The sequence below is a fragment of the Actinokineospora sp. UV203 genome, assembly GCF_056323665.1.
Map to the genome: position 1 here is coordinate 5,913,161 of NZ_CM150484.1, position 23,934 is coordinate 5,937,094.

A 23,934-nucleotide genomic window follows, 5' to 3' on the forward strand; every position below is an offset into this window, starting at 1 on the left:
CACCCCACTCGCTGCTTACGCCGCCTAAGGCGCGCTCACGAACCCGCTTAGTCCTCGTAAATCCGCAGGCTTGCGATGATCTTCTGCAGCGTGTCCGCCGGAAGCGCGTCGGGGACGCCCTGGTCCATGTAGCTGATGAAGATCGCGGTCTTGCCGCCGCCGATCTTGAACGCCACCGAGGTGAACTCGACCGTCGGTGACGAGCACTCGCCTGGCTGGTTGACCGTCAGCGTGCCCTTCGCAGTCATCGCTTCGATCTTGCCCTGGCCGACCTTCGTGGCGACCGGTTCCGTGTAGGTCACCGGTGCCATCGAGTTGTCCTTGTTCAGCGCAGCGGCATCGGCGAAGACCTTCACGCCGTTCTTCGCGCCCAAGGCGAGTTCGAGGTTGTCCGCGGACACGAGGCCGACGTGGCCTCGGTAGGACCCGCGCACGTTGGTGCAGGCGTTCTCCCGGTACGTCGACACGCCGTGCATGATCGCCTTCGGCTTGCCCGCGTTGTCCTCGAAGCCGACGACCATGCCGGGCGTCTCGATCTTCCAGTCGGTGGGCACGTCGTAGGCGACGTTCTCCTTGTACGACAGCACACCCTGGAAACCGGGGGTGACCGCGTCGACCTTGATCTCCTCGACCTCGGTCGGGGTCTTGGACGTGGTCGGCCTCTTCGCCGTGACCGTGGTCTTCGTCGGCGAGGGCTTGCCTTTGGTCGTGGTCGGCGCACTGGACGACGACGTGGGCCCGGCGATCGGCTGCTGCGGCTCGTCATCCCCGCTCAGCAGGAAGTAGGCGCCGACACCGCCGCCGCCGAGGACCAGGAGCGCGACCAGCGCGATGATCCACGGCGCGTTGTTGCTCTTGGGCGGCTCGGGCGGCTGGTACATGCCGAAACCCTGGTAGCCGCCGTAGGGCTGCTGTTGCTGTGGCTGGCCCTGGAATGGCGCGGGCTGACCGGTGATCGGGTCCACTTGGTACTGCGGCTGCGGTTCCTGCCAGTACGGACCCCCTGGGGTGCTCATGCCCGGAACGGTATCCGGCCACCATTGGTCCGTGTGCCGGAACCCACGCATCCGAGCAGGCAGGCCAGCACGGTGGGGGTGTCGGACAGGTCGTCGAGGACGGCGTGCGCCCCCGCGGCGGCCAGCTGGGCGGCGGTGTGCCTGCCGGTGGCCACGCCGATGCCGATGGCGTCGTGGTGCAGGGCGGCGGCGATGTCGTGCGGGGTGTCGCCGATGACGATCACCGAATCGGGGGTGAAGGTCGTGGCGTGCTTGTCGCCCGCCGCGCTGATGGCGGCGAGGACGAGTTCGTGGCGGTCTTCTGACAGCGTGCCGTAGCCGCCGATCTCGAGGTCGATGAACCCGTCGAGGCCGAACGGGATGAGCTTGTGCGCGGCCACCTCGGGCAGGTTGCCGGTGACCAGCGACTGCACGACGTCGTCGCGGTCGGCCAGGGCGGCGAGGATCTCCGTGGCGCCGGGCAGGGCGCGGCCGACGGTGGCCAGGTCGCCCTCGGTGGCGAGGCGGACCAGTTCGGCGTACATCCGGGCGATGTTGTCCTCGGTGGGCTCCGCGTCGTGCGCCAGCAGCATCTCGGTGGTGATCGAGCGCTCCGTGCGACCCGGGAACACCGGGACATGGCTGATCTCCACGCCGAGCACCGTGGTCAGCGCCTCGCCGTACCAGCGGCGGCCGATGCCGCTGAAGTCGACGAGGGTGAGGTCGATGTCCCAGAGCACGAGGGTGGAGGGTGCGGTCACCCACCCATGGTGGCACGGGTCGCCGACAGCTTTCCGCCCGTTGGGACGGATCAACCAGAAGGACGCACGCTGTCGGTGATCGTCCGCACCTCGTCCGGGCTGACGAGTGGGGCGCTCGGCGTCGACCCGGTGTCGGCGTCGGCGGCGAGGACGACAACCGACGTGCCCGCCGCCGTGCTCAGCGCGACGACCACGATCGTGCCCTTGGTGCTCGCGCAGTGGTCCGCGCTCTCGGCGGTGACCTCGCTGTCGGCCCGCACGACCGTGCCCCGGACGCCGCCGCGGGTGATCGGGGTCGGCGCGGAGAGGGTGACCTGGGCGGTCTGGCTGCCGTCGCTGTACTGGTCGGCGGCCACGGCCGCGGCGAGTTCGGTGGCGGTGTCCCCGGGATCGCCGTGGGTCAGGCCGCTGCCGCTGAAGGCGCGGCCGTACTCGGCGCCCTGGCACAGGTAGGGGCCGAAGTCGGCGAGGTGCCCGAGTTCGACCCCGCTGGAGGACTCCAGCGTCTCGGTGCCCTCGGCGAGGGTCCAGCCGGGCGGGACCTCGTAGGTGAGCGCCGCGGTCTCGTCGGTGACGACCTGCCAGCCGGGCATGTTCGGGACGACCGGCGCGGCCTGGCGGGTGGCCGTGGGGCGGGGCGGTTCGCTGACCTCGGTCCGGTGTTCGTCGGCGGAGCCGAGGGTGGACACGGTGACTATCGCGCCGGCAAGGACCGCGAGCGAGGTCGCGCCGAGGGCCGCACGCTGGATTCGCACATCGCAGACCGTAGCGGGTGCCGTTATTCAACGTGTGTTGACCTGACTCGACAGCCAGGCGTACCGTATAAATTCAACACATGATGAACTCGGGAGGTGGACATGTCCGGACCCAAGCGAACGGGCGCGCTGGTCCTGGCGCTGTCGATCGTGGGGGCGCTCGTCGCGGCCGTGCTGGGACTGCTGACCTTCGGCGCCCAGGCCACGTCCCGTCCCGAGGCCGTCCCGCTGGCCATCTCGGCGCCCGGACCGCTGCGGCCCATGGCCGACCGGATCGCTTCGCACGGGGGCGAGGCGGTGGCCTGGCGGGTGGACACACCGGACGGCGCGCGGCAGCGGCTGGCCGACAAGGACGTCTACGGAGTCCTCGAACTGGCACCCGCGGCCAACGGCGTGGGCGCGACGATCGTGCTCTCGGGCGCGGTCAACCCGCAGGGCACCCAGATCGCCCAGCAGGTCTTGACCGGAGTCGCCCAGGCGATGGGCGCCCAGGTCACCACCGTCACCCTCAACCCGGTCAGCGTCGCGGGCCGCACGGCCCCGCTGGCGGCGACGGCCCTGCTGTGGGTCGGCGGGCTGGTGGCGGGAATCGGACTCGTGGTGGCGTCGGCGCGGTTCGGTCTTCGGGTCGGCAGGCGTCACCGTCTGGCCTTGGTGGCGGCGGCGAGCGTGACGACGGTGGCCGCGGTGGTCGGGCTGCTGGCGCTGTGGGACTCGGCGCTGCCGCTGACCTGGGACGTGCTCGGCTTCCTGCTGCTCGCCGCGGTGGCGTTCGTGTCGATCCAGGGTGGCCTGCTGCGGTTCCTGGGAATCCGGGCGGCGGTGATCCTGGGTCCGCTGTACCTGATCGCGCCCGCGGTGGCGGGGCAGGTGCCGGAGCTGCTGAACCCGGCGTACCGGGCGCTGCTGTGGTCGTGGACGCCGTTCCGGTTCTCCGCCGAGGGACTGCGGAGCCTGCTGCGGGGCACGGGGTCGGCGCCGGACGTGCGGCTGGGCGTGATCGTGCTCGGGTCGATGGCGGTGGCCGGACTCGTGTTGCTGGTGCTGCCCGGGAAGCCCGCTCCGGTGCGGGCGCCGGAGGCGCGACGGGTCCCGGAGCACGTCTGACCGCTGGACTCAGTGTCGGGAACGGGGGACTCGCGGGTCCAACGGTGAACTCGCTTGCCGGAACGGTGAACTCGCTTGCCGGGAGGGGCGACTCGGTTGCTGGGAGGGGGGACTCGCGGGTCAGGCTGGGAGGTAGCTGAGGCGGACTTTGCGGATCGGGTTGTCGGTGTTGGTGTCGACGAGGCAGATCGACTGCCAGGTGCCCAGGGCGAGGGTGCCCGCCATCACCGGGATGCTCGCGTAGGGCGGGAGGAACGCGGGGAGGACGTGGTCGCGGCCGTGCCCGGGGCTGCCGTGGCGGTGCCGCCAGCGGCTGTCCGCGGGCAGCAGGTCGCCCAGGGCCCGCAGGAGGTCGGTGTCGCTGCCCGCGCCGGTCTCGATCACGGCCAGGCCCGCGGTCGCGTGCGGGACCCAGACGTGGAGCAGGCCGTCGGTGGCGTCGGCGTCGGTCAGGAAGCGGGCGCACCGCTCGGTGAGGTCCACGACGACCTCGGCGCCCCCCGTGTTGATCTCGATTTCCTCACTGTGCACGGTTCCACAGTAAGGTCGAAATCGTGCGCATGGCTTATGGAGAGCGGTTCGACGTCCCCGCCGGGTACCTCAACACCGCCAGCATCGGTGTCCCACCGGCCTTCGCGGCCGACGCCTTGGCGGAGGTGGTCGACCGCTGGCGGCGCGGGGACACCCACGCCCCCGAGTTCGACGCGCCGGTCGCGGCCGCACGGGCCGCGTGGGCGCGGATCGTCGGCGTCGAGGCCGACCGGGTGGCGATCGCGTCGGGCGTGTCCCAGTTGGTCGGACAGGTCGCGGCGGGCGTGCCGGACGGGACCAGGGTGCTCGTCGCGGCCGGTGAGTTCACCAGCGCGACGTTCCCGTTCGCCGCGCAGGGTCGCGGAATCACCGTCACGGAGGTGCCGCTCGCCCAGATCGCCGAGCGCGCGTCCGAGTTCGACCTTGTCGCGGTCAGCGTCGTGCAGTCGGCCGACGGCTCGATCGTCGACTTGGCCGGTCTGCGCGCCGCGGGCACCCGCGTCCTGCTCGACGTCACGCAGGCCGCGGGCTGGCTGCCGCTCGACCTCGGCTGGGCCGACTGGGTGGTCGGCGGCAGCTACAAGTGGCTGCTGTCCCCGCGCGGGTCGGCCTGGTTGGCGATCCGGCCCGACGTCGAGGAGCTGACCAAGCCGGTCGGCGCCAACTGGTACGCGGGGGAGAACCCGTGGGACACCGTCTACGGCCTCCCGCTGCGCCTCGCGTCGAGTGCGCGGGCCTTCGACCTGTCCCCGGACTGGTTCGCCCAGGTCGGCGCCGGGAGCGCGCTGCCGTGGCTCGCCGGCCTGGACATGAACGAGATCCAGGCCCACTGCGTCGGGCTCGCCGACAAGTTCCTGGCAGGCCTGAACCTGGCACCGGCGGGCTCCGCGATCGTCTCCATCGACCGGTCCGCCGAAACCCTCACCGCGGCGGGCATCCGCTGCGCGTCCCGCGCGGGTCGCACGCGGCTGGCGTTCCACCTCTACTCGACCGAGGAGGATGTCGACCTCGCACTGGCCGCGCTGCGCTGAACTGGACATTCGCAAGCAATTCACCAGTCGCCCTGACGCGGAGCGCCCAGACCGTTTACGGTGACCAGTCGTGTCGGCCCCACAGCGTCCAGGACAGCCTCCGCAGCACCGCACCGGTGAGACGGAGTGGATTCCGCGCGTGTCGGACGCGCCCCGCCGCGACGAGCCGTTCCGGTTCACCGAGGAGCAGCCCGAACCGGAGCCAGCCCCGGCCATGACCTGGGCGATGCGGATCCTGGGCTTAGTCGCGGTGGCCTTCCTCTCGGGCGCTGTGTACTGGTACATCAACGAGGAACCCGCCGGTGGGGGTGCCGGGCCGCAGCAGACCTCGGCGGCTCCCCGCGAAGGCGTCTACGACTTCGCGGTGCACCCGCAGGTGTCGACGCCGAGGGAGGACACCGACTGCCCCGGCCACGCCTACGGCAAGACGAAGACCTTCCTGGCCGGGCCGGGTGTCTGCACGAAACTCATCCAGGCGGCCTACACCACCAAAGCCGAAGGTCGGGACGTCCTGATCACCGTGTCGGTGTTGCACCTGTCGAGCCAGGAGAAGGCGCTCGAACTGCAGGCGTTGACCAGGGAGAACAAGACCGGCAACGTCAGCGACCTCGTCCTGCAGAAGGTCATCAAGGTCGATGGACTCGAATCGCTGGCCAAGGGCGGCGGTTACCAGTCGCGCGTGGAAGGCTCGGTCATCACCATCGTCGAAGGCGACTTCACCAAGCCCGGCGGCAAGGACGAGAAGACCCTCGACGCCGTGTGCGAGGACGCGCTGCGGCTGGGCGAGAAGATCGACCAGGGCGCCTGACCTACGGCAGACCCGGTTGCGCGGGGCTGAGCGGGGCGATCCCGGCCAGCTTGCGCCACCGCGTCGCCCGCACCGCCGCCGACGTCAGACCCTCCAACGCCGTCTTGCGCACGTCGGCGTCGTCACACCGTTCCAGCGCCGCCCGCCACGCCACCGTGGCGTCCTGTTCGGCCGTCACCAGCACCGCCAGCGCCGAGGCCTCGTCGGTCACCGGCTGCGGGGTCAGATACGCGGCCTTCGCGGGCTCCGGTGTCTTGCCGAACCGCCCCAGCAGCCGCGCGATCGCATCGCGGCGGGCGCGGTGGGCGGTGGCGCCGTCGCGGATCGGGGCGTCGAACGACGCCTTGAGGAACGCGCTGACCAGGCCGTACACCCAGATCGCGGCGTGCTCGGTGCCCAAGGCGGCCTGAACGGCGGCCACCGTGTCGTCGGGCAGGGTCGGCTGCTGTGGCTGGGTCATGCCAGAACCTCCCGCAGGCTCGCGCACGCCGCGGCGACCGAGCCGACCATGCCCGCGCGGTAGCGGGGGACGGCCGGGACCACCGCCGCGGCCTTCTCCTCGGCCGCGATCAGGGCGTCCAACAGCTGCCTGCGGGCGGTGGCGGTGTCCGCGGGCGGCGCCTGTGGCGAAGCCGACGTCGGGGCGGGCGCGCCCGAGCTGCTCACCGGCGGCCGCTCGCGGTCGACCTCGGCCTGCAGCACCGTCGCGTGCTCCGCGCGGATCGAGGCGATCTCGGCGGCCGGGGCGACCAGCGCGGCCATCGCGGTGGCCGCTTCGGCGTCGGCGCGGGCCTGCGCGGCCAGCTCGACGAGGGGGTCGGGTGGCCGTGGCTTGTCCGGCTCAGCCGTGCAGCCGCCGACCGCGACCGTGGCGGCTGTGGCACCGGCGGCCCGGAACAGCGCGCGGCGACTCACCGTTGTCTGTCTCGCCGAAGGGATCACAGTAAGTCATCCTGCCAGGCCACCCGTTCGGGCCTGCCACGCTGCCGGATGATCGCCTGCGGCAGCCCGGTCCGCGTGGGCGAGATACGCTAGGTGACCACGGTCGGCGGGTCTCATCGCCGACCGGCAGACAATCGCACCACCTACCTGAATCGGGGAGCGGCACCGACGTGGCCAACCAGCGACATCGCGACAGCGGAACGAACGCCGCGCCCACCAACCCGGCCGCGGCGGCGCTGGAGCCGATCGTGGCCGAGGCCGTCGCGTCGACCGGTTTCGAACTCGAACAGCTCGACGTCGCGCAGGCCGGGCGCAGGCGCCTGGTCAAAGTCGTGGTCGACGGCGACGACGGGGTCGAACTCGACGAGGTCGCCGCGGTCAGCCGAGCCGTCTCGGCGGTGCTCGACGAGCACGACGAGGTCCTCGGCGGCCCGTACACCCTGGAAGTCACCTCCCCCGGGCTCGACCGCCCGCTGACCCGGCCCCGCCACTGGCGCCGGGCCAAGCTGCGGCTGGTCAAGGTCCGGCCGGTCGAGGGCGCCGAGTTCGTGGGCCGGGTCGGCGCGGCCGACGAGGAGCCCGGGGGCGGCGTGGAGATGCTGGTCGACGGCAAGCTGCGGCGGGTCGGGTACACCGACATCGCGCACGCCGTGATCGAAGTGGAATTCAAGCAACCGCCGGTGGCGGAGTTGGCGATGCTCGAAGGTCGGGCGTCCGATGGTGAGGAGGACGCGCGATGAACGTTGACATCGCCGCGCTGCGGGCGATCGAGCGCGACAAGGACATCCCGTTCGAGACGGTGATCGACGCCATCGAGACCGCGCTGTTGACCGCGTACAAGCACACCGAGGGCCACCAGCCGCACGCGCGCATCGACATCGACAAGCGCAGCGGCCTGGTGCGGGTCCTGGCGTACACGACCGCCGCCGACGGCCAGGTCGAAGAGGAGTGGGACGACACCCCCGAGGGCTTCGGCCGGATCGCCGCGACCACCGCCCGGCAGGTCATCCTGCAGCGGCTGCGCGACGCCGAGCACGAGCGCACCTTCGGCGAGTTCTCCGCCAAGGAGGGCGAGATCGTCGCCGGAGTCGTGCAGCGCGACACCCGGGCGAACTCGCGCGGCATGGTGATCGTGCAGGTCGGCGACACCGAGGGCGTGCTGCCCGCGGTCGAGCAGGTCCCCGGCGAGAGCTACGAGCACGGCATCCGGATCAAGTGCTACGTCGTCGGCGTCGCCCGCGGCAACCGCGGCCCGCAGATCACGCTTTCGCGCACGCACCCGAATCTGGTCCGCAGGCTGTTCGCGCTGGAGGTCCCCGAGATCGCCGACGGCACCGTCGAGATCCCGGCGGTCGCGCGCGAAGCGGGACACCGGTCCAAGATCGCGGTCCGCACGTCCGTCTCCGGCGTCAACGCCAAGGGCGCGTGCATCGGCCCGATGGGCGCGCGGGTGCGCAACGTGATGAGCGAGCTGGCCGGCGAGAAGATCGACATCATCGACTGGTCGGACGACCCGGCGACGTTCGTCGGCAACGCGCTCTCACCCGCCAAAGTGGTTTCGGTCACAGTGGTGGACGAGCGGGCCAAGACGGCCCGGGTCGTGGTCCCGGACTTCCAGCTCTCCCTCGCCATCGGCAAGGAGGGGCAGAACGCCCGACTCGCGGCCCGGCTGACCGGCTGGCGCATCGACATCCGCAGCGACGCGGCGGCCCCCGCTCCGGTATCCGGTTCGGCTGACTGAGCTTGACGGGATAGACTGATCGTGGTTCATCGTCAGGAACCGGTCTCCGCACGTCCCGATGGCGCAAGCCCGGTACGGACTTGTGTCGGTTGCCGCGTCCGGGCGGCGGACAAGAAGTTGCTGCGGGTAGTGCTCGTGGACGGGGACTTGTTCCCCGATCCGCGGCGCCGGATGCCCGGTCGGGGCGCATGGATTCACCCCGACCTGAGATGTCTGGCCTTGGCCGAGAAGCGACGGGCGTTCACCAGGGCCTTCAAGGTCCTGGGGGTCCTCGGCGTGGACGTGGTGCGAGCGGAGATAGAGCGCCTCGCGGGAAGTGGTGCGGGACGACCCCACACCGTGGAAGAAGACAGGAAGCAGGTCGACCCGTCATGAGTCAGCCGTGAAGCTGAAGACATGAACGCGCGACGATAGGACGAGGTCGACGGGTCTGCCGCCGACCTCCCGGACTAGGAGAGCAGTGGCAGGTAAGGCCCGTGTGCACGAGCTGGCAAAAGAGCTCGGAGTCACCAGTAAGGATGTACTCGCCAAGTTGAAGGATCTGGGCGAGTTCGTGAAGTCTGCGTCCTCCACCGTGGAGGCGCCGGTAGCCCGCAGGTTGCGGGATGCATACCCCGGCAAGGGCGGAAGCGACGCGAAGCCCGCGCCGCGACCCGGCCCCAAGCCGGCCCCACGCCCGCCCGCGCCCGCGCCGAAGCCCGAGCAGTCCGCTCCGGCCCCGGCTCCGGTCGCGAGCACCCCAGCAGCAGCAGCGCCGAGCGGCCCCAAGCCCGCGATGCCCGGACCGAAGCCGGCTCCCAAGCCCGCGCCGAAGCCCGAGCCCGTGCGCGAGGTGCAGGCCCCTGCGGCCGCTGTCGAAGCCCCGGCCCCGGCCCCGGCTCAGCAGCAGCCCAAGCCCGCCGCCAAGCCCGCCGAGCGGCCCGCCGCTGCGGAGAAGCCTGGCGCGGTTGTCCCACCCAAGACGCAGTCCCCCAAGCCCGGTCCGCGCGCGCCGCGTCCCGGCAACAACCCGTTCGGCGTCGGTGGCGGCACTCCCGCCCAGCGTCCGGGCGACCGGCGTCCCGGCCCGGCAGGCCCGACCCCCGGCGGCGCGCCCGCCGGTGGCGAGCGTGGCCCGGCCCGGCCTGGTGAAGGCCGTCCCGCGGGCGCCCCTCGTGGCGACCGCGCACCCGGCGGTCCGCGTCCGGCCGGTGGCCCGACGCCGGGCAACATGCCGCCTCGGCCCAACCCGGGCATGATGCCGCCTCGCCCCGCCCGCCCCGCGGGTGGCGGTCGCGGCGGTCCTGGCGGCGGTCCCGGTGGACCTCGTGGCGGCCCTGGTGGCGGTCCCGGCGGTCCTCGTGGCGGTCCCGGTGGCGGTCCCGGTGGCGGCGGCGGAGGTTTCCGCGGCGGTCCCGGTGGCGGCGGTCCCGGTGGCGGCGGCTTCCGTGGCGGCCCTGGTGGCGGTCCCGGTGGTGGCGGTGGCGGTGGCTACCGCGGCGGTCCCGGCGGCGGCGGCCCTGGTGCCGGTGCTCCGGCCGGTGGCGGCGGCGGTTTCCGTGGCGGCGGTGGTCGTCCCGGTGGCGGCGGCGGTCGCGGCGGCGCCGCGGGTGCCTTCGGTCGCCCCGGTGGTCCTTCTCGGCGTGGCCGCAAGTCGAAGCGGCAGAAGCGCCAGGAGTACATGGACAACATGCAGGCGCCCAGCGTCGGCGGCGTCCGCCTGCCCAAGGGCAATGGCGAGGCGATCCGGCTCGCTCGTGGCGCCTCGCTGACCGACTTCGCCGACAAGATCAACGCCAACCCGGCCTCGCTGGTGCAGGTGCTGTTCCACCTCGGTGAGATGGTCACCGCGACCCAGTCGGTCTCGGACGAGATCCTGGAGCTGCTCGGCTCCGAGATGAACTACACGGTTCAGGTCGTTTCTCCGGAGGAGGAAGACCGCGAGCTGCTCGACTCGTTCAAGATCAGCTACGGCGACGACGCCGGCGGCGAGGAAGACCTGCAGGCTCGCCCGCCGGTCGTCACCGTCATGGGTCACGTCGACCACGGTAAGACCCGACTCCTCGACACGATCCGTAAGACGACCGTGCACGAGGGCGAGGCCGGTGGCATCACCCAGCACATCGGTGCCTACCAGGTCGCGACCTCGCTCGAGGGCGTCGAGCGCCTCATCACTTTCATCGACACCCCGGGTCACGAGGCGTTCACCGCCATGCGTGCGCGTGGTGCCCAGGCGACCGACATCGCCGTGATCGTGGTGGCCGCGGACGACGGCGTCATGCCGCAGACGGTCGAGGCGATCAACCACGCCCAGGCCGCCAGCGTGCCGGTCGTGGTGGCGATCAACAAGATCGACAAGGAAGGCGCGAACCCGCAGAAGATCCGTCAGCAGCTCACCGAGTACGGACTGGTCGCCGAGGAGTACGGCGGCGACACCATGTTCGTCGACATCTCGGCGAAGCAGGCGATCAACATCGACGGGCTGCTTGAGGCAATCCTGTTGACGGCGGACGCGGCGCTCGACCTTCGGGCCAACCCCGACATGGAAGCCCAGGGCGTTGCCATCGAGGCGCACCTCGACCGCGGTCGCGGTCCGGTCGCCACGGTGCTCGTCCAGCGCGGTTCGCTGCGTGTGGGTGACTCCATCGTCGCCGGTGACGCTTACGGTCGCGTGCGTCGGATGGTCGACGAGTTCAACGAGGACGTCACCGTGGCCCTGCCGTCGCGGCCGGTCCAGGTGATCGGTCTGACGTCGGTTCCCGGCGCGGGCGACACGTTCCTCGTGGTCGAGGAAGACCGCACCGCGCGGCAGATCGCCGAGCGGCGCGCGGCGAGGAACCGGGCGGCGCTCAACGCCACCAGGCGCAAGCGCGTCAGCCTGGAAGACCTCGACGCGGCGCTGAAGGAGACCAGCTCGCTCAACTTGATCATCAAGGGCGACAACTCGGGTACCGTCGAGGCACTCGAGGACGCGCTCACGAAGATCGATATCGGCGACGAGGTCGAGCTGCGGGTCATCCACCGCGGCGTCGGTGGCATCACCGAGGGCGACATCAACCTGGCGACCGCGTCCGACGCGATCGTGATCGGGTTCAACGTCCGCTCCGAGGGCAAGTCGACCGAACTCGCGAACCGCGAGGGCATCGACGTGCGCTACTACACGGTGATCTACCAGGCGATCGACGAGATCGAGGCGGCCCTCAAGGGTCTCCTCAAGCCGATCTACGAAGAGGTCGAGCTGGGCCGCGCGGAGGTTCGCGACGTGTTCAAGTCGTCCAAGGTCGGCACCATCGCCGGTTGCATGGTCATGTCCGGCGAGATCCGACGCAACGCCAAGGCCCGCCTGATCCGCGACAGTGTCGTGATCAACGAGGGTCTGCCGATCAGCTCGCTTCGTCGCTTCAAGGACGACGCGACCGAGGTCCGCGAGGGCTTCGAGTGTGGTCTGACGCTCGGGTCGTACAACGACCTGCGGGTCGGCGACCTGATCGAGACCTACGAGATGCGCGAGAAGCCGCGCGTCTGATGTCAGCCGCCGGGGCGCCCGTTCGCGGGCGCCCCGGCTTGACTCCCCCTTGGTGATGCCTGTTGTACGTAGGTGCGCTCGAATTGGACGTGCTCCTCGGAGACGTCCACTCGCTCAAGCAGAAGCGTTCCGTGGTCAAACCCGTCGTCGCCGAGTTGCGGCGTAGGTTCGAGGTGTCCGCCGCCGAGGCGGGCCACCAGGACCTGCACCGCCGGGCGCTGATCGGGGTGGCCGCGGTCGCCGCCGAAGCGTCGCACGTCCGCGATCTCCTCGACGCCTGCGAGCGTTTGGTCGCCGGACGTCCGGAGTTGGAACTGCTGTCCGCCCGGCGCCGTTTGCTGGGACCGGACGACGAATAGCAGTGACATCAGCAGAGATCAGCCCAGCAGTTTTCAGCACAGTCGAATGAAGTTCAAGCCGAAAGGGGGAGCGTCGTGGCCGACGCACCCCGCGCTCGCAAACTAGCGAAGCGCATCTCCCAGATCGTGGCCTCCGCGTTGGAACACGAGGTCAAAGACCCGCGTCTGGCCCGGGTCACGATCACCGACACCAAAGTGACCGCCGACCTGCACGACGCGACGGTCTACTACACCGTGCTCGGCGACAAGCTCGACGTCGAGCCGGACCGCCAAGGCGCCGCGCAGGCGTTGGAAAGCGCCAAGGGCGTGTTGCGCACGATGGTCGGCGCGGGCACCGGCGTCCGGTTCACCCCGACGCTGACGTTCGTGGCCGACACCGTGCCAGAGGACGCCAAGCACATCGACGACCTGCTCGCCCGCGCCCGCGCGGCCGACGCCGAGGTCGCCGCGATCGCTTCCGGTGCCTCACACGCCGGTGAGCCGGACCCGTACCGCGCCCCGCGCGAAGACGAGGATGAAAACGACGAGTGACGGACTCCGACCGTAGGCCGCTGAGCCGGCGTACGGTGCTGGCCGCGTCGGCGGCGGGGCTCTGCTCCGCCGCCGGACTCGGCGCCTGGCTGCTTCGTCAGGACCAGGCCGCCGCGCCGACAGGGGCCGTGGCGCCCACCTCGACCACGTCGTCGACCACCCGTCCGGTCGAGCCGGTGGTCACCCAGCGGCTCGCCTCGGCCGCACGCGGGCAGGACGTCGACCTGATCGTCATGCGCCCGCGCGACGTCGCGGGGGAGCTGCCGGTCTGTCTCGCCCTGCACGGTCGGGGTGCCTCGGCCCGGATGTTCGCCGACTTGGGTGTCCCCTCGATGTTGACCGCGGCGGTGGCCGCCGGTGTCCCGCCGTTCGCCGTCGTGGCGGTCGACGGCGACACCTACTGGGTCGCCGCGGACCCCGCCGACGACCCGCAGCGGATGCTCGACCAGGAAGTCCCCGGTTGGCTCGCCGCGCGGGGGCTGCGGCCCGAACCAGCCGCGGTGATGGGGATCTCCATGGGTGCGTACGGCGCCCTCAACTACGCCAGGACCCACCCGGTCGCCGCCGCGGCGATCAGCCCGGCGCTGTTCGGGTCGTGGTCCGACGCGCGCACGCGCGGGGTGTTCGCCGACCGCGCCCAGTGGGAAGCCACCGAGCCGCTGCGGCACACCGATGACCTCACCCCCGCCAAGGTCGGTGTCTGGTGCGGAAACGCCGACCCCTTCGCCCCGGTCGCCCGGCAGCTGATCAGCGCACTCAAGCCGGCCGAGGCGGTCATGGCTCCCGGCGCGCACGACGTGGACTACTGGATCCGGGTGCTGCCTGAGGTTCTTCGCTTCGTGGGGTCAAATGTCTGACCACGATGTCGGAGTGGACGCGCCCGCCCCCGTGCGCGACCGTGGCGCCATGGGTTCCGACTACGCCGCCGCCGCAGACCTGCTGCGCGCCGCCACCGACGTCACGCTCCTCGGGCATGTGAACCCGGACGCCGACGCGCTGGGCAGCGCGCTGGCCCTCGCACTGGCCTTGAAGAAGCTGGGCAAGCGCACCCGAGTCTCCTTCGGCTCGCCCGACACCGTTCCCGAGGTGCTGCGCGGGCTGGATTCGGCCGGTCTGCTCGTGCCGGCCTGTGACGTGCCCGCCGCGCCCGCGACCCTGGTCGTCCTCGACTGCGGCAGCGACCGCAGGCTCGGCCCGCTGATCGACCGCGTCCCGGCGACCCGTTCGGCGGGCGGCCGGGTGCTGGTGATCGACCACCACGTCGGCACCCCGCGCTTCGGCACCGACCACATCCTCGACGACACCGCCGTGGCCACGGCCGTGCTGGTGCTCGCCCTGCTCGACGAGCTCGAAGTGCCGCTGGACCCGGCCATCGCGACCTGTCTGTACGCCGGTGTCCTCACCGACACCGGCTTCTTCCGCCGCGCCACCGGCGCCACCCACCGCATCGCCGCCCGCCTCGTCGACGCCGGTGTCGACACCGAGGGGCTGAGCAGGAGGTTCGACGAGCACCCGTTCGCCTGGCTGAGGATGCTGGCGACCGTCCTGGGCCGGGCGGAACTGGTCCCGGAGGCGGCCGGTGGGCGTGGTCTGGTGCACACGGCGGTGCGCCTGTCGGACATGGCCGGGGTGACGATGGACGACGTCGAGGGCGTGATCGACCTGGTCCGGTCAAGTTCCGAAGCCGAGGTCGCCGCCGTCGCCAAGGAACTCGAACCGGGCGTCTGGACGGTGTCGCTGCGCGCGGTCGGCGACTTCGACGTCCGCGCGGTCGCCGTGGCCCTGGGCGGCGGCGGACACCGGCGCGCGGCCGGGTTCACCGCCCACGGCACGGCCGAGGATGTTCTGGCTTCGATCAAGAAGGCCCTCGGCTGACCGGACCGGGTACCGTGCGCTCCGTGTCGACACTTCACCGACTGGCATCGGTCCTCATCGTGGCCTGCGCGCTGACCGCGTGCGGCACCGGCGACCCCGCACCCGCACCCACTGCCCCGCCCACCAAGGCGAGCGTCGTGGGCACCGCCCCGCAGCAGTCCCCGGAGAAGCTCTTCGCCGAGTACGTGACCCGGCTGAGCAAGGTGGACGGCCCGGGCACGTGCGCGCTGTTCACCGAGGGCGGTGTGGTCGCCTTCGAGGACGAGTGGCAGGAGACGCCGTGCGACCTCGTCGTGACGAAAGCCGCGGGCCGCATCACCGACCTCCCCGCGTTCGCCGCGAAGACCACCCCGACGTCGGTCATCAAGGACAGCGACACGGTCGTGGAGCTGAGCGCCTGCGGCGTCGGCGGCATGAAGGCCCTCAAGTCCGACAAGGGCTGGCTCATCGACGCCTACCGCGGCCCCTCCTCCGTCTCCAACTGCTGACCCGCGAGTCCCCCGCTCCCGACAACGAGTTCACCGTTCAGAACAGTGAGTTCCACGTTCAGGACAGTGAGTTCGCACTTCGGCGTGCCCTGACCGCCACAGTTTGACGCGCGATTTCTTCACTCGACTTTCCGATCGGAACGTCGGGCGCTGAGCCATGCCCGCGGGCGGTCTGACCGGCGAGTTCGTTCGACGGGCCGCCCAAGCCCGCATCGGTCTCCGAATGCCTCCGACCCGCCGTGACCGGCCAAGATCCAGCCAATTCATGTCCGCTGGGGGGTGACATGGCCCACCCAAATGGTATATACCAATCTGGTGCCAGGCTCCCTGCTCGCATCTTGGAGCCGACTGAAGATCTGGATGGTGACCATGCGTTCGACCACTGGGCTGGTTCTCGCCGCCGCGTTTTCCCTTGCCTTGACCGGCTGCGGTGGCGGGGCCGACGCGGGCGGGGGCGGCGCCGTGCCGCTGACGCTGCCCGGCGTCGATGAGTACCTGAACGCGCCGTGTCCCGAGGTGGGGACGAAACCCGCCACCGACAAGGAGTTCACCTACTGGTCGATGTGGACCGCCGACGAGCCGCAGGGCAAGGTGCTCGGCAAGGCCATCAAGTGCTTCACCGAGAAGACCGGCGTCAAGGTCAACGTGCAGTGGCTGGGCCGCAAGCTGCTCACCCAGAACGTCGCGCCCGCGCTGAACACCGACACCGTGCCCGATCTGTTCGACCAGGACATCAGCCAGGTCAAGGCCGCCATCGTCGCGCCCGGCGGCACCCAGCCGGTCGACGACGTGCTCGACTACAAGATCGGTGAGGGCGACAAGTTGGTCCGCGACGTCCTTCCCGCGTCGTCGTACGACATCCCGCAGAACAAGGACGCGAACGGCAAGATCTTCGAGATCCCGTACGAGCTGCTGGGCAACGCCTGGTGGTACGACAAGGCGAAGATCAAGGACTTCAAGGCGCCCGCCACGATGGCCGACCTGTTCGCCCTGTTCGACAAGGCCAAGTCCGACGGCATGGCCGCGGTCAGCCAGGACGGCGACATCAACTTCTACAACGCGTATTTCTTCACCCAGATCGCCGTGCGCTACCTCGGCGCCGGCGGGCTGGAGAAGGCCGCGCTCGACAAGACCGGTGCGGCGTGGACGTCCGACCCGGGCCTGCTCAAGTCCGCCGAGCTGGTGGAGAAACTGGCCAAGGGCGGCTACTTCATCGACGGCTGGGACGCGGCGAAGTTCCCGCAGATCCAGCAGCGCTGGGCCGACGGCGACGCGGCGTACCTCTTCGTCGGCAGCTGGGGCCCGAGCGAGACCCGCGAGTACCTGAGCAAGCAGGGCGGCGACAAGGGAATCGAGTACGCCTCGTTCCAGTTCCCGCAGCCTGAGGGCGCCACGCACAAGGTCGTCGAGCAGCTGCCGATCGGCTTCGCGGTGACGGCCAAGGCGAAGCACCCGGAGGCGGCCAAGGCGTTCATGGCCTACGTGCTCAACAAGGACATCCTCTCGGGCATCCCCGCGGTCGCCGACAACCTGACCCCGCGCGCCGACCTCCCCGTGCCGGACTCGCTCAAGGATGTCAAGGCCGCCTTGGAGGCCCCGGGCGTGGAGCACGCGATCTTCATGGACGCGCTCGACGGCCTGGCCGCGGGCAAGTGGGTCGACAACGTTTTCTACCCGCTCAACAACGACCTGCTCAAGGGCAAGATCACCGCGAAGCAGTTCATCGACGGCCTCGCGGCGAAGCAGGCTGAGTTCTGGAAGAGCACGAATTCATGACCGCTGCTCTAGGTGCGCACAAGGCCGGTCGACGGCGGCTGTTCCTGCCGTTCTTCCTGCCCGCCGTGTCGCTGTACGTGCTTTTCCTGCTGGTTCCGACCATCGCGACGGTCGTGCTGGGCTTCACCTCGTGGGCCGGGGCGGGCGACACGCCCCGGTTCACCGGGTTGGACAACTTCGGTGAGCTGCTCGGGTCGGACTCGTTCCGCTTCTCGTTCCTGAACACGCTGCTCTACATCCTGGTCGGCGGTGTCGGGACGTTCCTGCTGGCGTTCCTGTTCACGATGGTGCTGCGCGACATGCGCGGTGGCAAAACGGTTCGGGCGATCTTGTTCTTCCCCAACATCGTCGCGCCGGTGGCGCTGGGGATGTTCTTCGGGATCGTGCTGATCTTTCGGCCGAACCGGCAGGGGCTCGTCAACTACGTGCTGGAGTCCTTCGGGATCGATGCGGTGAAGTTCCTGGCCCCGGAGAACGTGACCTGGGTCGTCACCGGCTGCCTGATCTGGGCCAGCGCGGGGTTCTACATCACGATCCTGATGGCCGCGGTCGACCGGATTCCGCCGTATCTCTACGAGGACGCGGACATCGCGGGCGCGTCGCCGTGGCAGAAGTTCCGCAACATCACGCTTCCGCTGACGTGGGAGGTGATCGGGGTGGCCGGTGTGCTGTGGACGATCGGCGCGATCAAGATCTTCGAGCTGGTGTTCGTGCTCGCGGGCCCCGGAACCTATTCGCCGCCGATCAAATCGTGGACGCTCGGCGTCTACGTCTTCGACCGCTCGTTCGGGACGGCGGGCTCGCCCGAGTACGGCATGGCGTGCGCGGCCGCGGTCGTGATGATCGCGCTGGTGTCCGTGCTCGTGGTCATGCTGCGCAGGATGATGAGGCGCGACAGTGTCCAGTTCTGAAAGGCAAGCCACTGTGACTGTCACCGCTCCACGCGTTCCGAAAAGGACCGTGCCGCCGCGGGTCGCTCCCCGCAAGCCGCGTCCGGCACCGGGGTCTCGGGGCCTGAGTCCGTTGCGGCTGCTGGGAATGGCGTTCGTCTGGCTGTTCACGGCGTTCAACATCCTGGTCCTGTACTGGCTGCTGACGGCCACGTTCAAGACGCCGATCGAGATCTTCACCAAGCCGTTCGCCCTGCCGTACCAGTGGTTCGAGCGCGGCGACCCGTTCCGCAACATCATCTATGCCTGGAACAACGCCGGTTTCGGCCGGGCGTTCCTGGTGACCGTGGTGCTGGTCGCGGTCTCGTCCGTGGCGATCGTCCTGGTCTCGGCCCCTGCCGCGTACGCGCTGACCCGCCTGGGCGTGCGGGGATCCAACGGCTTGACCAACTTCATCGCGATCGGCATGGGCATTCCGTTCCAGACCGTGGTGATCCCGCTGTTCATCGGGATGGCCAAGCTGAACCTGACGAACAGCCTGTTCGGCATGTTCCTGGTCTATGTGGCGCTGTCGATCCCGTTCACGGTGTTCCTGCTGACCGGGTTCTTCCGTTCCCTGCCGGACGAACTGGAGGAGGCGGCGTCCATCGACGGCGCCTCACCGCTGCGCACGTTCTTCTCGATCATGCTGCCGCTCGCCCGCGGCGGCCTGATCACCGCGCTGATCCTCAACGCCATCGGCCTGTGGAACGAAACCCTGCTCGCGTTGGTGTTCTTGAACGAGAACGCCAACTTCACCCTCGCCCGCGCGCTGTTCTCCTTCTACGGCGCGGCGAGCTACCAGTCGGAGTACGGCGGCCTGATCGCGGGTGTCGCGATCGTCGTGCTGCCGATGCTTGTGCTGTATTTGTTGCTGGCCCGCCGGATCATCACCGGCCTGACCCTCGGCGCCGGTAAATAGCGTCCACTAGGGAGAGAAATGGCAACGGTCACCTACGACTCCACCACGCGGTACTACGCGGGCAATCCGCAACCCGCGGTGGACAACCTCGACCTGGAGGTCGCCGACGGCGAGTTCCTCGTCTTGGTCGGCCCGTCGGGCTGCGGCAAGTCGACCACCCTGCGGATGCTCGCGGGCCTCGAAGGCGTGGACGGGGGAGCGATCCGCATCGGGTCGCGCGACGTCACGAACCTGCCGCCGAAGGACCGGGACATCGCGATGGTGTTCCAGAACTACGCGCTGTACCCGCACATGACGGTGGCGGAGAACATCGGCTTCCACCTGAAGATCTCGAAGATGGCCAAGTCGGAGCGGGAGGAGCGCATCCGCGAGGCGGCGGAACTGCTTGACCTGACGCCGTACCTGGACCGCAAGCCCGCCAAGCTGTCGGGCGGCCAGCGTCAGCGAGTGGCCATGGGTCGGGCGATCGTGCGGCGTCCACAGGTCTTCTGCATGGACGAGCCACTGTCCAATTTGGACGCGAAGCTGCGAGTGCAGACCCGCACCCAGATCGCGTCCCTGCAGCGGCGGCTGGGTGTCACCACGATCTACGTCACCCACGACCAGGTCGAGGCCATGACCATGGGCGACCGGGTGGCGGTGCTCAAGGACGGCGTGCTGCAGCAGTGCGACACCCCCGTCGGCCTGTTCGGCAGGCCCGCCAACCTGTTCGTCGCCGGGTTCATCGGCTCGCCCGCGATGAACCTGATCCCGTCCACGGTCATCGGCGAGAGCGCCACCGTCGGTGGCCGCCCGATCCCGCTGACCCGGGCCCAGCGCGCGGAACTGACGTCGGACAAGGTCGTGGTCGGCGTCCGCCCCGAGGGCTGGACCATCGTCGCCGAGGGCATCGACGCGACGGTGGACGTGGTGGAGGAACTGGGAAGCGACCAGTACCTGTACTGCTCGGCCGCCACCCCGCAGATCGACCCCACGGACTCCCCGGACGCGCCGCACTCCATCACCGTGCGCACCCCCGGAATGTCCCCGTGGCGGCCGGGCGAGAGGCTGGCCCTCGCTCCGCATCCGGGTGCGGTCCACCTGTTCGACGCGGTGACCGGCGAGCGTCTGCCGGACTAGTCGCGGTGTGCGTCCCCGGTTCCGGTGCCGCACGGAACCGGGGACTCACGCGTTTTCAGGAGATGTCGGCCCGGAGGACCTCGGCGCCCAACTGGAGAAGTAGCGGCCTTCGCGCGCCACAACTCTTCGAGGACACGGCGTTTGATCGCTTCTTCGGAATCCACTCGACGCCCTCGTTGACGGATTACCTCTGCGCCTGTCGCAGGTGCCGGGCTCCACCAAGTCCTCCAGAAGCTTGTTGAACCGTCGGATCGCCGGGCGATGCTGTTCCCGCGCGGTGCGATTCCACTTGAGCGCCGACCAGTGCGACGGGGACGACAGTGGCGATGGTCGCGTCGATCACGGCACCATCCACTTCGGAGACCGGCCAGGCTGGAGCGTGCTCATCCGTCATCAAGGCTCCTCGTCACGTCGTGTCACCAGGAGTCGTCGGCGGACCGCGTTTTGTAACAGGCCATCTATCACCGGTGGCGCGACCGGAACGCCGCCACATGTACCCGGTTCGCGCACCGAGGCGAGCAGAAGCGCTTCGCCTGGTTGGTCGAGCTGTCCAGGTAGTAGTTCCCGCACCCCTCAGCCGCGCAATGCCCCCACCGGCTCAACGGATGCCGCACGATCGCCTGGGCCAACCCCCAAGCCGAAGCGGCAGCCACCTCGGTGGCGGGGGAGGCGTCCGGGTCGGCCACGTGGATGTGCCACCCGCCCGACCCGTGCCCGGAGACCCGGGGACGCGGCGGGTGTTCGGCCAGCAGCCCGTTCACCGACGTGAGCACCGCCTCCCCATTCCCACGCACCGCCGCGTCCAGCGTCGCGCGGATCGTCGCGGCGACTTCGCGGAGGGTGGTGACGTCCGAAGAAGTGGCTCGCGAAGACCACCAAGGTTCGTCGTGCAGTGCCGCCCGCAACCCGGACAGGTCGCTCAGGTCGGCGTTGGCGAGCCGGAGGGCCACGTCTAGGTAATCAGCGTTGTCCACGGATGGTCCTTACGGCTACTGTCAGGTGCAAAACACGTTCCCACACCTTACCGGACGGTGGACCATGCGAGACCTGCGTCAAGTGCTGCGTCTCGCCCTGCCCGCGCTGCCGGTGCTGGCCGCCGAGCCGCTCTACCTGCTCGTCGACACCGCCGTCGTCGGTCACCTCGGGGCCATGGAGCTTGGGGCGCTGGGGGTCGGGGCGATCGTCCTCGCCCAACTCTCGACCCAGTTGACCTTTCTGTCCTACGGCACCACCGCCCGCGCCGCCCGGCTCCACGGCGCCGGCAGGCGGGCCGACGCGGTGGCCGAAGGGATCCAGGCCACCTGGCTGGCGCTGGCCGTCGGCGTCGTGATCATCGGTGTCGGCCAGCTCCTTGCCGGTCCCATCGCCCGGGCCCTGGCCGGGCCGGGCGAACTCGCCGACGCGGCCACCGGCTGGCTGCGCATCGCCCTGCTGGGCGTCCCGATGATCCTGGTGACCCTCGCGGGCAACGGCTGGATGCGCGGCGTGCAGGACACCGGTCGGCCCCTGCGATACGTCCTCGCCGGCAACGCCACCTCCGCCGTCCTCTGCCCGTTCCTCGTCCACGGGCTCGACTGGGGCCTCGACGGCTCAGCGGTCGCCAACGTCGCCGGGCAACTCCTGGCCGGCGCGCTATTCCTGCGCGCGCTCCTATTGGAACGCGTGGAACGCCGACCGCACCTCACGATCATGCGCGCCCAACTGGTCCTCGGCCGCGACCTCATCCTGCGCAGCCTCGCCTTCCAGGCCTGCTTCGTCTCCGCCGCCGCGGTGGCCGCGCGGACCTCCGTCGGCGCGGTCGGCGCGCACCAGGTCGTGCTCCAGCTGTGGACGTTCCTCGCCCTGGTCCTCGACTCGCTCGCCATCGCCGCGCAGTCCCTTGTGGGCGCGGCGCTCGGCGCCGGGGATGACAAGCGCGCCAAGGTTCTCGCGCGCAAACTCACCGGCTACGGGCTCGTCTTCGGCTCCGCGCTCGGTGTCGTCTTCGCCGCGCTCGCCGGCCCGCTGCCTCGCGCGTTCACGACGGATTCCATTGTCCTGCAAGAGATCCCGCACGCCTGGTGGTTCTTCGTCGCCCTGCAGCCGATCGCGGGCGTCGTGTTCGCGCTCGACGGTGTGCTCCTCGGCGCGGGTGACGCGCGTTTCCTGCGCACGGCGACGCTCGCCTCCGCGATCATCGGATTCCTCCCGCTCGTCTGGATCTCGCACGCGCTGGGCTGGGGTCTGGTCGGCATCTGGACGGGCCTGAGTCTGTTCATGGTGATCCGCCTGGCCACGATCCTGGTCCGAGTCCGGGCGGGCCGCTGGGCCGTCGTCGGAGCGTCCACTTAGGACTGTGATAGAGAACACGGTTAGCTAGGCTAACAATCTTTCGGTTCAACAGGACACACTGGTGGAGACCATTCGCGAGGACGGGAGAGCCGCTGTGTCGGGCACCACGCGCACCGCGCTGGTGATCTGGGCAACCGCGGCGACGGTGTACCTCCTGGCGGTGTTCAACCGCACCTCCCTCGGCGTGGCGGGCCTGCAGGCCGCCGACCGCTTCGGCATCGGGCCTGCCGCCCTCGGCGTGTTCACCGTCCTGCAGATCGGCGTCTACGCCGCCATGCAGATCCCCACCGGCCTGCTCGTCGACCGCTTCGGCCCGCGCCGCACCCTGACCGCGGCGGCCGTCCTCATCGGACTCGGTCAGCTCCTGTTCGCCCTCGCCCCGTCCTACGGCATCGCCCTGGCCGCGCGCGGCGTGCTCGGGTTCGGTGACGCGATGACCTTCGTCAGCGTCCTGCGCCTCGTCGCCGCCTACTACCCGCCGCGCCGCTACGCCACGGTCACCGCCGTCACCGCCGCCCTGGGCACGGTCGGCAACCTCGCCTCGACCGTCCCGCTCACCTTCGCCCTGGCGCACGCGGGCTGGGTCTGGACCTTCGCCGTCACCGGCATGGTCACCATGGCGTACGCCGCGGTCGTGGCCTGGCGGGTGCGCGACACCCCCGAGGGCGCCCCGGTCCACCGCTCCACCGCGACAAACCTGTCCGAAGTGGTCGACCAGGTTCGGCGGGCCTGGCAGACACCCGGCACCCGGCTGGGGTTCTGGGTCCACTTCTCCACGATGTTCGCCCCCGCCGTGCTCGGCCTGCTGTGGGGATTCCCGTACCTGGTCAAGGCGCAGGGCATGTCCGAGGCCGCCGCGGGCGGGGTGCTGAGCCTGCTCGTGGTGATGGCGGGCGTGACCGGCCCGGTCATCGGCGAGGTCACCGGCCGCAAGCCCGAGCTGCGCGTGCCGCTCGTCGCGGCGTACATCGCCATCTCGGTGGGTGTGTGGGCGGTGCTGCTCGGCTGGCCCGGCGGGGTCGTCCCGGCGCCGCTGGTGACCGTCGCGTTCGGCTTCATCGCCATCGGTGGGCCGCTGTCCGCGGTCGGGTTCGCGCTCGCCCGCGACTACAACCCGATCATGCGCGTCGGCACGGCCAGCGGGGTGGTCAACGTCGGCGGCTTCTTCGCGATCACCGTCACCACCCTCGCCATCGGACTGCTCCTCGGTGGCGACTCCAATCAAGCCGACGCGGCTGCTTTCCGCGTCGCTTTCCTTGCCATAGCGGTGATGCTGCTCTTCGGCGCGTGGCGCACCGGCGTCTGGTGGCGGCGTGCCCGGGCCGCTGTCCTGGCCGCGGACGCCCGTGGCGAATTGGTGCCAGTTGTGATTCGGCGTCGCTCCTGGGACATCCGGGCGCACGCGGATTCAGCGTCGTCATAGGATTC

General features: G+C 70.2%; 25 protein-coding genes. 18 read left to right on the top strand and 7 right to left on the bottom strand.

All coding sequences use genetic code 11. The annotated features are described in order from the left end of the window. Positions 1-47 precede the first annotated feature (47 nt). The 3 genes from ACUZ2Y_RS28385 to ACUZ2Y_RS28395 are packed head-to-tail and all read right to left on the bottom strand — an operon-like array spanning position 48 to position 2,511. Complete coding sequence (locus ACUZ2Y_RS28385; RefSeq protein WP_476324612.1) at positions 48-1,016, bottom strand: DUF8017 domain-containing protein; 969 nt, start codon at positions 1,014-1,016, stop codon at positions 48-50. Beyond that, positions 1,013-1,756 carry an HAD family hydrolase gene (locus ACUZ2Y_RS28390; protein WP_476324614.1) on the bottom strand — a complete coding sequence of 248 codons (744 nt, stop codon included), beginning with the start codon at positions 1,754-1,756 and terminating at the stop codon, positions 1,013-1,015. Before ACUZ2Y_RS28390 ends, ACUZ2Y_RS28385 begins: the two co-directional genes overlap by 4 nt. Before the next feature lie 50 nt (positions 1,757-1,806). Continuing rightward, positions 1,807-2,511, bottom strand: coding sequence for a DUF8017 domain-containing protein (locus tag ACUZ2Y_RS28395; RefSeq protein WP_476324616.1), 705 nt, complete (start codon positions 2,509-2,511; stop codon positions 1,807-1,809). A gap of 102 nt (positions 2,512-2,613) precedes the next feature. Here ACUZ2Y_RS28395 and ACUZ2Y_RS28400 point away from each other — a divergent pair, with 102 nt between their 5' ends. Beyond that, a complete protein-coding gene (locus tag ACUZ2Y_RS28400; protein WP_476324618.1) occupies positions 2,614-3,618 on the top strand; it encodes a YhgE/Pip domain-containing protein in 1,005 nt (334 codons plus the stop codon). Positions 3,619-3,738: 120 nt separating this feature from the next. On the opposite strand, the gene ACUZ2Y_RS28405 is transcribed toward ACUZ2Y_RS28400, so the two are convergent. After that, positions 3,739-4,149, bottom strand: coding sequence for a YjbQ family protein (locus tag ACUZ2Y_RS28405; RefSeq protein ID WP_476324620.1), 411 nt, complete (start codon positions 4,147-4,149; stop codon positions 3,739-3,741). Positions 4,150-4,172: 23 nt separating this feature from the next. Here ACUZ2Y_RS28405 and ACUZ2Y_RS28410 point away from each other — a divergent pair, with 23 nt between their 5' ends. Together ACUZ2Y_RS28410 and ACUZ2Y_RS28415 are read left to right on the top strand one after the other, a co-directional pair. Then, positions 4,173-5,180 carry an aminotransferase class V-fold PLP-dependent enzyme gene (locus ACUZ2Y_RS28410; protein ID WP_476324622.1) on the top strand — a complete coding sequence of 336 codons (1,008 nt, stop codon included), beginning with the start codon at positions 4,173-4,175 and terminating at the stop codon, positions 5,178-5,180. Positions 5,181-5,319: 139 nt separating this feature from the next. Beyond that, a complete protein-coding gene (locus tag ACUZ2Y_RS28415; RefSeq protein WP_476324624.1) occupies positions 5,320-5,988 on the top strand; it encodes a hypothetical protein in 669 nt (222 codons plus the stop codon). 1 nt (position 5,989) lies between these two features. Here ACUZ2Y_RS28415 and ACUZ2Y_RS28420 read toward each other — a convergent pair whose 3' ends face one another. After that, entirely contained in the window at positions 5,990-6,448 is a 459-nt protein-coding gene (locus tag ACUZ2Y_RS28420) for a ferritin-like domain-containing protein (protein ID WP_476324626.1), read from the bottom strand. Then, on the bottom strand, positions 6,445-6,903 hold the full coding sequence (locus tag ACUZ2Y_RS28425) for a hypothetical protein (RefSeq protein ID WP_476324628.1): 459 nt from the start codon (positions 6,901-6,903) through the stop codon (positions 6,445-6,447). Before ACUZ2Y_RS28425 ends, ACUZ2Y_RS28420 begins: the two co-directional genes overlap by 4 nt. A 197-nt stretch (positions 6,904-7,100) precedes the next feature. Here ACUZ2Y_RS28425 and rimP point away from each other — a divergent pair, with 197 nt between their 5' ends. From rimP to ACUZ2Y_RS28490, 13 genes are all read left to right on the top strand, one after another. Beyond that, entirely contained in the window at positions 7,101-7,670 is a 570-nt protein-coding gene (gene rimP / locus ACUZ2Y_RS28430) for a ribosome maturation factor RimP (RefSeq protein WP_476324630.1), read from the top strand. Next, positions 7,667-8,671, top strand: coding sequence for a transcription termination factor NusA (nusA, locus tag ACUZ2Y_RS28435; RefSeq protein ID WP_476324632.1), 1,005 nt, complete (start codon positions 7,667-7,669; stop codon positions 8,669-8,671). The genes rimP and nusA overlap by 4 nt, the downstream gene beginning before the upstream one ends. Before the next feature lie 21 nt (positions 8,672-8,692). Further along, positions 8,693-9,046, top strand: coding sequence for a YlxR family protein (locus tag ACUZ2Y_RS28440; protein ID WP_476324634.1), 354 nt, complete (start codon positions 8,693-8,695; stop codon positions 9,044-9,046). Between the two features lie 85 nt (positions 9,047-9,131). Continuing rightward, positions 9,132-12,176, top strand: a complete 3,045-nt coding sequence (infB, locus tag ACUZ2Y_RS28445; protein WP_476324636.1) for a translation initiation factor IF-2 — start codon at positions 9,132-9,134, stop codon at positions 12,174-12,176. A gap of 62 nt (positions 12,177-12,238) precedes the next feature. Continuing rightward, positions 12,239-12,535, top strand: a complete 297-nt coding sequence (locus tag ACUZ2Y_RS28450; RefSeq protein WP_476324638.1) for a DUF503 domain-containing protein — start codon at positions 12,239-12,241, stop codon at positions 12,533-12,535. A gap of 75 nt (positions 12,536-12,610) precedes the next feature. Beyond that, positions 12,611-13,066, top strand: a complete 456-nt coding sequence (rbfA, locus tag ACUZ2Y_RS28455) for a 30S ribosome-binding factor RbfA (protein WP_476324640.1) — start codon at positions 12,611-12,613, stop codon at positions 13,064-13,066. Further along, positions 13,063-13,923, top strand: coding sequence for an alpha/beta hydrolase (locus ACUZ2Y_RS28460; RefSeq protein WP_476324642.1), 861 nt, complete (start codon positions 13,063-13,065; stop codon positions 13,921-13,923). The genes rbfA and ACUZ2Y_RS28460 overlap by 4 nt, the downstream gene beginning before the upstream one ends. Positions 13,924-13,972: 49 nt before the next feature. Beyond that, positions 13,973-14,941: a DHH family phosphoesterase gene (locus ACUZ2Y_RS28465; protein WP_476332116.1), complete on the top strand. Its 969-nt coding sequence runs from the start codon at positions 13,973-13,975 to the stop codon at positions 14,939-14,941. Between the two features lie 23 nt (positions 14,942-14,964). After that, a complete protein-coding gene (locus ACUZ2Y_RS28470) occupies positions 14,965-15,429 on the top strand; it encodes a hypothetical protein (RefSeq protein WP_476324646.1) in 465 nt (154 codons plus the stop codon). A 369-nt stretch (positions 15,430-15,798) separates the two neighbouring features. Next, positions 15,799-17,205 carry an ABC transporter substrate-binding protein gene (locus ACUZ2Y_RS28475; RefSeq protein WP_476324648.1) on the top strand — a complete coding sequence of 469 codons (1,407 nt, stop codon included), beginning with the start codon at positions 15,799-15,801 and terminating at the stop codon, positions 17,203-17,205. Further along, the gene (locus tag ACUZ2Y_RS28480) at positions 17,202-18,116 is read left to right on the top strand and encodes a carbohydrate ABC transporter permease (RefSeq protein ID WP_476324650.1); all 915 of its coding nucleotides are present in this window, start codon (positions 17,202-17,204) and stop codon (positions 18,114-18,116) included. Before ACUZ2Y_RS28475 ends, ACUZ2Y_RS28480 begins: the two co-directional genes overlap by 4 nt. A gap of 127 nt (positions 18,117-18,243) precedes the next feature. Further along, the gene (locus ACUZ2Y_RS28485) at positions 18,244-19,056 is read left to right on the top strand and encodes a carbohydrate ABC transporter permease (RefSeq protein WP_476324652.1); all 813 of its coding nucleotides are present in this window, start codon (positions 18,244-18,246) and stop codon (positions 19,054-19,056) included. Positions 19,057-19,074: 18 nt separating this feature from the next. Next, positions 19,075-20,175, top strand: coding sequence for an ABC transporter ATP-binding protein (locus ACUZ2Y_RS28490; protein ID WP_476324654.1), 1,101 nt, complete (start codon positions 19,075-19,077; stop codon positions 20,173-20,175). 461 nt (positions 20,176-20,636) lie between these two features. On the opposite strand, the gene ACUZ2Y_RS28495 is transcribed toward ACUZ2Y_RS28490, so the two are convergent. Then, positions 20,637-21,149 (bottom strand): CGNR zinc finger domain-containing protein, encoded by a 513-nt coding sequence (locus tag ACUZ2Y_RS28495; protein ID WP_476324656.1) that lies wholly within the window; start codon positions 21,147-21,149, stop codon positions 20,637-20,639. Positions 21,150-21,213: 64 nt separating this feature from the next. Here ACUZ2Y_RS28495 and ACUZ2Y_RS28500 point away from each other — a divergent pair, with 64 nt between their 5' ends. Both ACUZ2Y_RS28500 and ACUZ2Y_RS28505 read left to right on the top strand, forming a co-directional pair. After that, entirely contained in the window at positions 21,214-22,506 is a 1,293-nt protein-coding gene (locus tag ACUZ2Y_RS28500) for an MATE family efflux transporter (RefSeq protein WP_476324658.1), read from the top strand. Between the two features lie 61 nt (positions 22,507-22,567). Continuing rightward, positions 22,568-23,929: an MFS transporter gene (locus ACUZ2Y_RS28505; protein ID WP_476324660.1), complete on the top strand. Its 1,362-nt coding sequence runs from the start codon at positions 22,568-22,570 to the stop codon at positions 23,927-23,929. Positions 23,930-23,934 lie beyond the last annotated feature (5 nt).